Here is a 12,616-nt window from a genome sequence, read left to right on the forward strand (position 1 = left end):
CGACCTGTTTCAGACACCGGGCTTCGGCGACACCGTCGACTTCGATCACATCAAGCGGCACTACTACGAGGTCCACACCGACATCAACCCCACCGGAATCGTCCCCCAAGGTCCAGACCTGCACGGGTGGCTGGAACCGCACGGTCGCGAACTACTGGGCGGTCGACCGTTCGGCGACGGCACTCCCCCGCCGCCGCCGAAAGCGGACGAGCTCGTTCCCGCCGATCACTGGGTGCCCGCGTAAGTCCCGAAGCTCCAGTGCACTCCCTCAGGGTCGCGGCACGTGAAACCGCGACTGCCGTAGTCCTCCTCGCGCAGCCCCCGGGTGAGCCGTGCACCGGCAGCCACGACGCGATCGTGAACTGAGTCGGGGTCGGCGGTGACGACGTAGACGCAGCCCACTCCGGTCGGCAGACCGGCGATCGCGCTGTCGGGCCGGACGCTGCCGAGCATCACCCCGCCGCCCTCCGGCCAGCGCAACTCGGCGTGGTCGACCTCTGCACCTTCGCCGTGCACAGCTCCTTCTTCGAAGCCGAGGACATCGACGATGAATCGGATCGCGGCGCGCGCGTCCGAGTAGCTCAAGCACGGCCAGATGTTCGTTCTCGTATCGTTCATGCCCGCAATGCTGCCCGCGTCACTCGACCTGGTCTTGGACGAATGGGAACTGCTCGTTTCGACGCCAGCGCGAAGGCGACAACCCGGCTAGATCACGCCACTCCCGAGCCATGTGCGCCTGGTCGTAGTACCCGCATTGCGCGGCGACGTCGGCGAGCGGTGGGATGTCCAGGCGTCTGAGCACCTGGTGTGACCTGTCGAATCGGGCGATCCGCGCCGAGTCCTTCGGCCCGACGCCGAACTCTGCGGTGAAGCGGTCGACCAGATGCCGGCGGCTCCACCCGATCTGCGACGCCACATCACCGACGCGGGCCGTTCCACCCGTGTGCACCAACAGCCTCCACACCTCGGCGAGAGTCGGATCGAGCTCGCGCTCACCGAGGGACCGACACAGAATGTCGTCGACGATGTCGAATCGGCCACTCCACGAATCCTCTGCGGAGATCCGATCCGTCAACTCCCGCGCGTCGGGCAGCACTTCGCCCAGGTCGACCATCCAGTCACCCAGCGCCGACGTCGGTATGCCGAACAGTGCCCGCGCGCCGGCGGGCGTGAAGGACAGTTGAATGCCATGTTGGCTCCCGTCGTGGGCTATGGTCACCGGTTCGGCCGAGATCCCGCTCGCGAGCGATTCGAACGCACACGCTCCTTGACGGGGTGAATCGGCGATGTCCAGTTGTGAATCGATAGTCAGGATCACGGTCAGGTTCGGACTCGGCAGGCCAACGTGAATTCCAGGTTCGAACCCCGACAGCCGGTAGCCGTCGTACGACGTCACATACGGACGCAGGCGTGCGGTGGGCAACCGCCGGGCACCGTCGGAGTGACCCAGCTGGACCTTGTCAGCCATGATCGCAGCGTAGAACCGTGAGCGAACGGGTAGCAATGGCTTCGAGGGCTTCGAAAGCCGGTACGACGAAACGAACGGGGACGGCCGATGGCTAAGAACAAGAAGGACGAGGTCGAGGTCATCAAGGAGGGCGGACGGCTGGAGAAATCACTCGTCGCCATACTCGACAACGCCAGCCGTCTGCAGGGGCCTGCCGTCGAGAAGTACGTCGCATACATGCGTCGGGCACACCCGAACGACACACCTGCTCAGCTGATCGAGCGGTTGGAAAACCGATTCATCCTCGCCGTGACGGGAAGCGGAAGTGCCGTCGGCGGTGCTGCCGCAATTCCTGGGCTCGGTACCGTCGCCTCCCTCGCTGCGGTCGGCGCCGAAACCGCGTTCTTCATCGAGTCCTCGGCCCTTCTCACGCTGTCGGTGGCGTCCGTGCACGGGATCCCGGTGCATGACCACCAGCAGCGCCGCGCGCTCGTCCTGGCGGTGGCGCTGGGCGAATCGGGGATGCAGATCGTGCAGAAGACCGTGGGCAGCTCAGCGAAGAATTGGGGACCGTTGGTCATGTCGCGGATACCCGGCGGCGCGATGACGAACATGAACAAGTCGCTGGTCAAGAAGTTCGTCCAGAAGTACCTCGCGAAACGCAGCGCACTTCTGTTCGGCAAACTCCTGCCCGCAGGAATCGGCGCCGTCATCGGCGGGGCGGGCAACCGAGTCATCGGCAAGGGTGTCGTCCGCAATTCACGGGAAGCGTTCGGACCCGCTCCGAGGTCGTGGCCCGAAAGCCGAATCATCGAACCCGATCCCGATGGAATTCTCGAGCAACGTCGAGACGTTGAGTGAAGCCATGACCACCGACACACCTGACCTCGGCACGTTCGGCATCTGGCGGCACTTCTCGGGCATCCCACCCGAGCTGGCTCGTCTGATCGAAACCTCCGGTTACGGCACCATCTGGCTCGGAGGCTCACCCCCGGAAGATCTCACCTCGGTAGAAGAGGTGCTCGACGCGACCGAGTCCGTGGTCGTCGCTACCGGCATCGTCAACATCTGGTCGGCAGCGGCACCCGCGGTTGCCTCCTCGTTCCACCGCATCGACAAGAAGCATCCAGGCAGGTTCCTCCTCGGAATCGGCGCCGGACACCCCGAGGCGACACAGGAATATCAGAAGCCGTACGACGCCCTGGTGAGCTACCTCGACGCATTGGACGACGGCGGTGTCCCCGTCGAACGACGCGTTCTCGCTGCCCTGGGACCGAAAGTGCTGAAGCTGTCCGCCGATCGCAGTGCAGGTGCACACCCGTATCTGACGACGCCCGAACACACCGCCGAAGCACACGCAATCCTCGGCCCTGACAAGATTCTGGCGCCCGAGCACAAGGTCGTCCTCGAATCGGATCCGGTGAAGGCCCGAGAAATCGGCCGTCCGCCGGTGAACAATCCGTACCTGCACTTACGGAACTACACGAACAACCTGAAGCGCCTCGGCTACTCCGAAGAAGAGATTGCAGACGGTGGCAGCGACCGGCTGATCGACGCCCTCGTCGCCCACGGCGATGCCGATTCCATCGCCCGCCGGCTTCGCCAGCATCTCGACGCGGGCGCTTCGCACGTGACGCTGCACTCGCTGCCCGACGGCGACGACCCGTCACGGACCTACCGAGAAGTCGCTGCGGCGCTCCACTAGCCCGACAACTTCGGTGAAGCCGTAATCTCGTACCGAGCCGGATCATCCGGCTCGGTACGAGTCGACATTCACGGTCCGCGGGGGGAATCGCTCATATGACGTATGGCTTCGGCGGTCACGCACTCGAAACGCACGGTCTCACCAAGAGTTTCGGAACGGTGCGCGCGGTCTCGGACCTGACGTTCGCCGTTCCCCGCGGCTCGATCACCGGGTTCCTCGGGCCGAACGGTTCGGGCAAGACCACCACGCTGCGGTTGATTCTGGGGTTGGCCAAGCCCACTGCCGGCGTCGGGCTGATCGCGGGCGCCCCGTTCTCGGCGCTCACCCACCCTGCGCGCACGGTCGGCGCAGTCCTCGACTCGCGAAGTCTTCACCCCAAGCGAACCGCCATCGGGCATCTCGGCATCTTCGCCTCGGCGATCGGTGTTCCGGATTCCCGCGCGGACGAAGTACTCGGCCTGGTCGGACTCGCCGACGCCGCGAGACGCCATGTCGGCGCGTTCTCGCTGGGCATGCGGCAACGCCTGGCCCTGGCGACCGCACTGCTCGGTGATCCCGAAATTCTGGTGCTCGACGAGCCCGCCAACGGCCTCGACCCGGAAGGCATCGCCTGGCTGCGCGACTTCCTGAAATCGTTCGCTGCGGGCGGTCGGACCGTGTTGATCTCGAGCCACCTGCTTCGCGAGATCGAAGCAACCGTCGACAACCTCGTGATCGTGAGCGCCGGATCTCTCGTCTACCAGGGATCCATCGAGCAGCTCCGCGCGTCGCGTCCCAGCCGAATTCTCGTCACCGTGTCGGATCCGGCTGCACTCGCGCTGGCGCTGGCGTCCAATGGGGTCACCAACAGTCAGCTTCTTCCCGACGGCCGACTCGGGGTCGCCGGCAGCGACGCCGACACCATTGCGCGAGTCGCGAAAGAAGCCGACGTGACCGTGTTCGGAACCAGCCACGAACACGTCGACCTCGAACAGGTCTTCCTGTCGATGACTGCTGGCCAATTCGCGGCGGCACGGCCCGGCCAGGTGCAGCCCGGCCCGGGATATCCAGGACACCCCTACGGACCTCCGCCTGCATACGGACAACCGAATTACGGACAGCCGAGCTACGGACCCTCACCCGGGTACGCGCCGACCCCCAGCTACGGACAACCGAACTACGGTCCACCGCCCGGGTACGTTCCACCACCGAATTACGGTCCACCGCCGGGGTACGGACCGCAACCCGGACAATCGACGTGGGACGGAGATCGACGATGACCACGGTGCTGACGTCGGAAATCCGCAAAGTAACGACGTTGAAGTTCTGGTGGGCGCTGGCGCTGCCTCCCGTCTTCGTCGGCATCTGCGCGAGTGCCATCTCCTCGGCCGTTGCCACCGGTGCAGACGAAATCACCAACGGGGACGTCGACGAGATCGTCGTTGTCGGATTGTTCGTGGCTCTCGGCTTCGCCATGCTGTTCGCCGCGGTGTTCTCGGCCGTCAACACGGGTACCGAGTTCCGTCACGACACGATCACCACGTCGTTCTTGACCACTTCCGGTCGCGATCGGGTCATCGGAGCGAAAGTCCTCGTGACCGCTTTGTTCGCTCTCGGCTACGGGTTGGTCGTCTCGATCTGCAGCATCGTGTGCCTACTCCTGTTCACGGCCGGAACATTTTCGCTCACCGGCGACACCATGGCCTACGTCGCAGCCGGTCTGTTCGCGGTGGTCTTGTGGTCGCTCATCGGCTCCGGCCTCGGGTTGCTCTTCGGATCACCGACGTGGCCGTCCATCGTCATCGTCGCGTGGTTCCCGGTCGGCGAGCTGATCACGCTCGGCATCTTGTCCGGCCTGGGTTTCGAGGGTGCCTGGAACATCACGCCGGCGTCGTTGACCATGTCGGTCACAGCGGCCGGCAACCTCGACGACGCCGGCGCGTTCGCTACGTGGCCGTGGGCCCCGATCGGTCTGACGGTGTGGGCCGCGTCCGCGCTCGCCGCAGGCTGGCTCAGAACACGGGAACGCGACATCAACTGATTTCGTGTCGGTAGCGCGGACTACCGTGGAAAAACGATGGTGACCAACGGTAACGACCAACGCGCGGCGGGGTGGATCCGTCGACTCTTCGCTCAGTGTTGGGTGCATCGCCGGACGGCTTCGGGAGCGCTTGCGGTCACGATGATCGCCGCTGTCATCGACATCTCTTTCCCCCTCTTGACGCGCGTTGCCATCGACGACGCGTCGGCGGGTGAAAGTGGCGCGATTCTCACCGTCGCGGTGGCCATCGGCGCTCTCGCCATCGTTCGATTCGGATGCCAGTTCGGCCGTCGACTACTTGCAGGCAGGCTGTCCATCGATGTCCAGCACGACCTTCGGCTCGGGCTTCTAGGTTCTCTACAGCGGCTCGACGGTCGGCGTCAGGACGAGATAAGGACCGGTCAGGTCGTCTCCCGGTCCATCACCGATCTGCAGTTGGTTCAAGGTCTGTTGGCGATGGTTCCACTGTCTGCGGGCGCGCTGCTGCAGTTCGTCCTTGCACTCGGCGTCATGGCCTACCTGTCACCATTGCTCACCGTCGTCGCGCTGCTGATCGTTCCCGGCGTGTCCCTCGTGGTGTACCGCATCCGGCCGAAGCTGTACGCCGCCACGTGGTCCGCCCAGCAACGCGCAGCCGACCTGGCGCGCCACGTCGAGGAGACCGTCACCGGGGTTCGCGTCGTCAAAGGATTCGGCCAGGAGTCACGTGTCGTCGACAGGCTGGAGTCGCTTGGCCGCACGCTGTTCTCGGAGCGCATGCGGGCAGCGAGAATCAACTCCCGGTTCGCGCCATCGATGGCCGTTATCCCTCAGCTCGGTCTCGTGGGAGTCATCGCATTGGGCGGCTACCTCGCGATGCACGGTCACATCACCGTCGGGACCTTCCTTGCCTTCGCCACCTACGTCGCGACGCTGTCGGCGCTCACCCGCACGTTGTCGTCCGTCGTCATCATGGCGCAGCTCTCGCGTGCCGCGATCGAGCGTGTGTACGACGTCATCGACACCGATCCGTCGGTGCCGGAACCGGCACACCCGCTTCATCTACCCGACGGGCCACTCGGCCTCGATCTCGCCGCGGTCACCTTCGGTTTCGAACCGGATCGCGACATACTGCGCTCGTTCGATCTGACTGTCGCGCCCGGGGAAAGCGTCGCGATAGTCGGCCATGCAGGCGCGGGCAAGACCGCCCTGTCCCTGCTCCTTCCGCGGTTCTACAGCGCGCGCGAAGGGTCGGTCGCACTCACCTCGGACGGGCAGCGATTCGACGTCGGCCGAGTGAGCGCCGAGCAGCTGCGTGAGGCCGTGGGCCTCGTGTTCGACGAACCGTTTCTGTTCTCCGACACCATCGCCGCCAACATCGCACTCGGGCGTCCCGACGCGACCGCCGAGGAGATCGCCGACGCTGCCAATCTCGCCGAGGCCGCCGAATTCATCCAGGCCCTTCCCGAGGGATACGACTCGATCGTCGGCGAGCGAGGACTCACGCTCTCGGGCGGTCAGCGGCAGCGCATCGCCCTTGCCCGCGCCCTACTGACCGACCCTCGAGTTCTGGTCCTCGACGACGCCACCTCGGCCGTCGACGCCGAAACGGAAGCCAAGATCTTCGATGCGCTTCGTCGCCTCCGCGAACGCACGACCATCGTCCTCGCACATCGCCGTTCGACCTTGACTCTCGCGGATCGCGTTGCAGTACTCGACAACGGCAAGATCCTCGACATCGGAACGGTGGACGAACTCGACCGTCGATGTCCTCTGTTCAGGACATTGCTCGCAACAGGAGACGTCGACGAGCCCGTGAAATCCGCCGGCCCGAGCGTCCCCGAACCTCCCGGCACGGCTCTGTGGCCGGACACCCAGCAGCAGTCGAACGATCAGCTGTCTGCCCCGCAGGCGCCGGGGAGCGGCGGGCCAGTCTCGGGGGCGCTCGGCAACGTGGCGTCGACCCCTCGGATGCGGGCAGCCGTGGACGCGCTTCCGCCCGCCGACGAGGATCCCACGTTCTCGGGGCCCGCCCTCCGCGCCGCGGACCCCCAGTTCCGGCTTGTCCGCCTGCTTTCACCGGTCGCTCCGTTGCTTCTTGCGGTCGTCGTCCTGCTTGCGCTCGATTCCCTCGCGTCGATCGCGTTCCCGTCGATCGTCCGCTACGCCGTCGACGACGGCGTCTCTCGGGGCGACGCCGGTGCACTGTGGACGGCCACGACCATCGGCGTCGTTCTCGCGGTGGCAGGGTGGTTCGTCATAGCGGCGACGACCACCATCACTGCCCGCGCGGGCGAACGGGTGCTGTTCGGCCTCCGGGTGAGGAGCTATGCGCACATCCAGCGGCTCGGACTCGACTACTACGAACGTGAACTGTCCGGCCGGATCATGACGCGGATGACTACTGACGTCGACGCGTTGTCCTCGTTCATTCAGACCGGTGCCTCGACCGCGGTGATCAGTCTGATCACCGTTCTGGGCATCTCGGCGGCACTGCTGTGGACCGACTTCTCGCTCGGCCTCGTCGCACTCGCCGTCGTGCCACCGCTGATCGTCGCAACCTTCGTGTTCAGAAGAATTTCCTCCGCCGCGTACTCGGAGTCGCGGGAACGAATATCGGCGGTCAATGCGGACTTCCAGGAGAACATCGCCGGGCTTCGGTCGGCACAGGCGTATCGGCGCGAGCAGTTCGCCGCGGATCGGTTCGCCGAACGCGCAGACCGCTACCGAGTCAGCCGAATGCGGTCACAACGCGCGATCTCGGGGTTCTTCCCCTTCATCACGTTCCTGTCCGACCTCGCCCTGGCGCTCGTCGTTTTCGTCGGCGCCCATCAGGTCGCGGGCGGATCGACCTCGGCGGGAACCCTCGTCGCCTTCGTGCTGTATCTCGGCCTGTTGTTCGGCCCGATCCAGCAGCTGTCGCAGGTGTTCGACGGGTACCAGCAAGCGAGGGTGGGAGTCAGCCGAATCGGCGACCTGCTCCGCACACCGAGTTCGATCGAGGTGGCGTCGAATTCAGACACCGTGACGATCCCCGACGGTCATCTCCGGGGCGATGTTCGCTTCGAACATGTCGGGTTTCGGTATGCCGGATCCGACACCGATGCACTCAGTGAGGTCAATCTCACAATCCCCCGCGGCACTACCGTCGCCCTCGTCGGACAGACCGGTGCGGGCAAGTCCACCGTCGTGAAGTTGCTCGCGCGTTTCTACGATCCGACGTCCGGATCCGTGCGTGTCGACGGCATCGATCTTCGCGATTACCGACTGTCGGACTATCGCCGACGGCTCGGTGTCGTGCCGCAGGAGGCCCACTTGTTCACCGGCGATATCGCCTCCAACATCGCCTTCGGAAAGCCCGATGCGTCGCGCTCCGAGATCGAGGCTGCAGCGCGTGCGGTCGGCGCATTGGAGACCATCGCTGCACTTCGGGGCGGTATGCGGCAACCGGTGGGTGAACGCGGGCAGGGTCTGTCCGCAGGCCAGCGACAGCTGATCGCGTTGGCGAGGGCAGAACTCGTCGACCCCGATCTATTGCTGCTCGACGAGGCGACCGCCACGCTCGACCCTGCCACCGAACGCAAGGTACTCGCAGCGAGCGAGAGACTGCTGCGCACACGCACCGCCGTGGTCGTTGCACACCGGTTGGCAACCGCGGCCAACGCCGACATGATCGTCGTCGTCGACCACGGACGTATCGTCGAAACCGGCACTCACGACGAATTGAGGGTCCTCGGCGGCTACTACGCCCGGCTGTGGGATGCGGCCGAAACGCGCGGCGGGAATAATTCGATAGTCCAAGGAGTAGTCAGCAATGAGGCCGATAGTTACTCGTGAGTACATACCACAGTCACGTCCCGGACGATCGCACTCCCTGCCTGAGGTCTAGCCTGGGTGTGTACGCGCGTTTGATCGGGAACGAAGAGAAGAATCGAGGCGAACTACTGCCGTGAGCAGCAGCTCCACTACCCAATTCGGACAAAATCAATGGCTGGTCGACGAGATGTACCAGCGTTTCAAGGTCGACCCGTCATCGGTCGATGCCAGCTGGCACGAATTCCTCACCGACTACAACCCGGACGCGCCGGCGGGTGACGAGACCGCGTCCGTTCCGAACGGCAGTACGCCTCCTTCCAACGGTAATTCCGCGCCGAAGGCCGCTGCGCCGAAAGCTGCAGCTCCGAAGGCCGCAGCTCCAACGGCCGCTGAGCCCACGGCTTCAGCTCCCAAGGCTTCAGCTCCCAAGGCTGCCGAGTCCAAGGTCTCTGCACCCAAGCCCGCCGAGACCAAGCCAGCTGAGAAGCCGGCGCCGACGTCCAAGCCTGCGACATCGAAGGCCGCGGGTGCCAATCCGTCCGCAACGACTGCGAAGCCCGCTGTCGCCGCCTCCGCCGCGGAGGAATCCACCAAGGTTCTGCGTGGCGCCGCTGCTGCCGTCGCGAAGAACATGTCGGCGTCGCTGCAGATTCCGACCGCCACGAGTGTTCGCGCGATCCCGGCCAAGCTCATGGTCGACAACCGGCTCGTGATCAACAACCATCTCGCTCGTACGCGCGGTGGCAAGATCTCGTTCACTCATTTGCTCGGTTATGCCATCGTGCAGGCCGTCAAGGCGTTCCCCAACATGAACCGCCACTTCGCCGAGATCGACGGCAAGCCGAACGCAGTTACCCCGGCCGCCACGAACCTCGGCCTGGCCATCGACTTGAAGGGCAAGGACGGAAGCCGCAACCTCGTCGTCGCCGCGATCAAGAACACGCAGGACTACTCGTTCACGCAGTTCTACAACGCATACGAGGACATCGTTCGCCGCGCACGCGACGGCAAGCTGACCGGCGAAGATTTCCAGGGCGTCACGCTGTCACTGACCAACCCGGGCGGAATCGGCACCGTGCACTCGGTGCCCCGTCTGATGAACGGTCAGGGCGCCATCATCGGTGCAGGCGCCATGGAGTACCCGGCCGAGTTCCAGGGCGCGAGCGACGAACGGCTCGCCGAACTGGGCGTCGGCAAACTCATGACGTTGACCTCGACGTACGACCACCGCATCATCCAGGGTGCCGAGTCGGGCGATTTCCTTCGCACGATCCACAACCTGCTGATCAGCGACGAGTTCTACGACGAGATCTTCCATTCGCTGAAGATTCCGTACGAGCCGATCCGGTGGCGCAAGGATCTTCCCGAAGGCATCGTCGACAAGAACACCCGTGTCCTCGAACTCATCGCCGCGTACCGCAACCGCGGTCATCTGATGGCCGACACGGATCCGTTGCAGTTCACCAAGGACAAGTTCCGGATGCATCCGGACCTCGACGTGATCAGCCACGACCTGACGCTGTGGGATCTCGACCGCGAATTCAAGGTCGGCGGATTCCACGGCAAGGACAAGATGCGTCTGCGGGACGTGCTCAGCGTTCTCCGTGACTCGTACTGCCGCCACGTCGGCGTCGAGTACACCCACATCCTCGAGACCGATCAGGTCGCGTGGCTGCAGGAACGCGTCGAAGCCACTCACGTCAAACCGACTGTGGCACAGCAGAAGTACATCCTCAGCAAGCTCAATGCCGCTGAGGCGTTCGAGACGTTCCTGCAGACGAAGTACGTCGGCCAGAAGCGCTTCTCGCTCGAAGGCGCCGAGTCCGTCATCCCGATGATGGATGCCGTCATCGACCAGAGTGCCGAGCATGCGCTCGACGAGGTCGTCATCGGCATGCCGCACCGTGGTCGCCTGAACGTTCTGGCGAACATCGTCGGCAAGCCCTACTCGAAGATCTTCACCGAGTTCGAGGGCAACATGAACCCGGCCGCCGCACACGGCTCCGGCGACGTGAAGTACCACCTCGGGGCCGAGGGCACCTACATCCAGATGTTCGGCGAGAACGACATCGCAGTATCGTTGACCGCGAACCCGTCGCACCTCGAAGCCGTCGATCCGGTCCTGGAAGGCCTCGTTCGCGCGAAGCAGGATCTGCTCGACAAGGGTGCAGGCGAGGGCGGATTCTCCGTTCTGCCGCTGATGCTCCACGGTGACGCGGCATTCGCAGGCCAGGGCGTCGTCGCGGAAACGTTGAACCTCGCGCTGCTGCGCGGCTACCGCACCGGCGGCACCGTGCACATCGTCGTCAACAACCAGGTCGGCTTCACCACCGCGCCCGAGCATTCGCGCTCCTCGGAGTACTGCACCGACGTCGCCAAGATGATCGGCGCGCCGATCTTCCACGTCAACGGTGACGACCCGGAAGCATGCGTTCGCGTCGCTCAGCTCGCCGTCGACTTCCGTGAGAAGTTCAACAAGGACGTCGTCATCGACATGATCTGCTACCGCAGGCGTGGACACAACGAGGGCGACGACCCCTCGATGACGCAGCCGGCGATGTACGACGTCATCGACACCAAGCGCAGCGTCCGCAAGAGCTACACCGAGTCCCTCATCGGCCGCGGCGACATCTCCCTCAAAGAGGCAGAGGACGCACTGCGCGACTACCAGGGACAGCTCGAACGGGTCTTCAACGAGGTGCGCGAGCTCGAGAAGTACACCCCGGAGCCCAGCGAGTCGGTCGAACTCGACCAGCAGCTGCCCGCAAAGCTCACCACCGCGGTCGACAAGTCGGTTCTGCACCGCATCGGCGACGCCTTCCTCGAGGTTCCCGACGGCTTCAACGTGCATCCGCGCGTCAAGCCCGTTCTGGAAAAGCGTCGGGAAATGGCGTACGAGGGCAAGGTCGACTGGGCCTTCGGTGAGCTGCTCGCCCTCGGTTCGCTCGTGGACGAGGGACGCAACGTCCGATTCTCGGGACAGGACACCCGCCGCGGCACGTTCACCCAGCGCCACTCGGTCATCATCGACCGCAAGACCGGCGCCGAGTACACGCCGTTGCACAACCTCGGCAGCAAGAACCCCGGCAAGTTCATGGTCTACGACTCCGCTCTGAGCGAGTTCGCGGCCGTCGGGTTCGAGTACGGCTACTCCGTGGGCAACCCGGACGCACTCGTGCTGTGGGAGGCGCAGTTCGGTGACTTCGTCAACGGTGCGCAGTCCATCATCGACGAGTTCATCTCGTCCGGCGAAGCGAAGTGGGGTCAGCTCTCCGATGTCGTGCTGCTGCTGCCACACGGCCACGAGGGGCAGGGACCGGATCACACGTCCGGGCGTATCGAGCGCTTCCTGACGCTGTGCGCCGAGGGCTCCATGACGGTTGCCCTTCCGTCGACTCCGGCGAACTACTTCCACCTGCTGCGTCGTCACGCACGCGATGGCATTCGCCGGCCGCTCATCGTCTTCACACCGAAGTCGATGCTGCGGAACAAGGCTGCGGTGTCCAACATCGAGGACTTCACCGACGGCAAGTTCCACTCGGTGTTCGACGAGCCGACCTACGACACCGGCACCGGTGACCGCAGCAAGGTCAAGCGTGTCCTGATGGTGAGCGGCAAGCTCTACTACGAGCTTCTCGCCCGCAAGCAG

The 12,616-nt window shown here is 64.7% G+C and carries 8 protein-coding genes and 1 pseudogene; 7 read left to right on the forward strand and 2 right to left on the reverse strand.

Annotated elements, in window-relative coordinates:
- Window positions 1-244 (forward strand): annotated as a pseudogene (locus A2J03_RS03975) (glutathione S-transferase family protein); the annotation flags it as partial.
- Here A2J03_RS03975 and A2J03_RS03980 read toward each other — a convergent pair.
- On the reverse strand, window positions 226-618 hold the full coding sequence (locus tag A2J03_RS03980) for a VOC family protein (RefSeq protein WP_068369984.1): 393 nt from the start codon (window positions 616-618) through the stop codon (window positions 226-228). The pseudogene A2J03_RS03975 and the gene A2J03_RS03980 overlap by 19 nt on opposite strands.
- A 19-nt stretch (window positions 619-637) precedes the next feature.
- The gene (locus A2J03_RS03985) at window positions 638-1,468 is read right to left on the reverse strand and encodes a helix-turn-helix domain-containing protein (RefSeq protein ID WP_197480614.1); all 831 of its coding nucleotides are present in this window, start codon (window positions 1,466-1,468) and stop codon (window positions 638-640) included.
- An 87-nt stretch (window positions 1,469-1,555) separates the two neighbouring features.
- On the opposite strand from A2J03_RS03985, the gene A2J03_RS03990 reads away from it, so the two are divergent.
- From A2J03_RS03990 to A2J03_RS04015, 6 genes are all read left to right on the forward strand, one after another.
- Window positions 1,556-2,308 carry a hypothetical protein gene (locus A2J03_RS03990; protein WP_068369987.1) on the forward strand — a complete coding sequence of 251 codons (753 nt, stop codon included), beginning with the start codon at window positions 1,556-1,558 and terminating at the stop codon, window positions 2,306-2,308.
- A 4-nt stretch (window positions 2,309-2,312) separates the two neighbouring features.
- Entirely contained in the window at window positions 2,313-3,152 is an 840-nt protein-coding gene (locus A2J03_RS03995; protein ID WP_068369989.1) for an LLM class F420-dependent oxidoreductase, read from the forward strand.
- Window positions 3,153-3,247: 95 nt separating this feature from the next.
- Window positions 3,248-4,411 carry an ABC transporter ATP-binding protein gene (locus tag A2J03_RS04000; protein ID WP_068369992.1) on the forward strand — a complete coding sequence of 388 codons (1,164 nt, stop codon included), beginning with the start codon at window positions 3,248-3,250 and terminating at the stop codon, window positions 4,409-4,411.
- Window positions 4,408-5,172 carry an ABC transporter permease gene (locus A2J03_RS04005; protein ID WP_068369996.1) on the forward strand — a complete coding sequence of 255 codons (765 nt, stop codon included), beginning with the start codon at window positions 4,408-4,410 and terminating at the stop codon, window positions 5,170-5,172. The genes A2J03_RS04000 and A2J03_RS04005 overlap by 4 nt, the downstream gene beginning before the upstream one ends.
- 36 nt (window positions 5,173-5,208) lie before the next feature.
- On the forward strand, window positions 5,209-8,988 hold the full coding sequence (locus A2J03_RS04010; protein WP_082897575.1) for an ABC transporter ATP-binding protein: 3,780 nt from the start codon (window positions 5,209-5,211) through the stop codon (window positions 8,986-8,988).
- A gap of 112 nt (window positions 8,989-9,100) precedes the next feature.
- On the forward strand, window positions 9,101-12,616 hold a 3,516-nt coding region (locus A2J03_RS04015; RefSeq protein WP_082897576.1), incomplete at its 3' end, for a multifunctional oxoglutarate decarboxylase/oxoglutarate dehydrogenase thiamine pyrophosphate-binding subunit/dihydrolipoyllysine-residue succinyltransferase subunit.

It is taken from the genome of Rhodococcus sp. EPR-157 (assembly GCF_001647195.1).
Classification (GTDB): Bacteria; Actinomycetota; Actinomycetes; order Mycobacteriales; family Mycobacteriaceae; genus Rhodococcoides.

Bases quoted from the DNA above. Each gene is read 5' to 3' on its own strand.
- A2J03_RS03985 (WP_197480614.1), bottom strand. From the start codon at position 1,468: ATGGCTGACAAGGTCCAGCTGGGTCACTCCGACGGTGCCCGGCGGTTG.
- A2J03_RS03990 (WP_068369987.1), top strand. From the start codon at position 1,556: ATGGCTAAGAACAAGAAGGACGAGGTCGAGGTCATCAAGGAGGGCGGA.
- A2J03_RS04005 (WP_068369996.1), top strand. From the start codon at position 4,408: ATGACCACGGTGCTGACGTCGGAAATCCGCAAAGTAACGACGTTGAAG.
- A2J03_RS04000 (WP_068369992.1), top strand. From the start codon at position 3,248: ATGACGTATGGCTTCGGCGGTCACGCACTCGAAACGCACGGTCTCACC.
- A2J03_RS03980 (WP_068369984.1), bottom strand. From the start codon at position 618: ATGAACGATACGAGAACGAACATCTGGCCGTGCTTGAGCTACTCGGAC.
- A2J03_RS03995 (WP_068369989.1), top strand. From the start codon at position 2,313: ATGACCACCGACACACCTGACCTCGGCACGTTCGGCATCTGGCGGCAC.
- A2J03_RS04010 (WP_082897575.1), top strand. From the start codon at position 5,209: ATGGTGACCAACGGTAACGACCAACGCGCGGCGGGGTGGATCCGTCGA.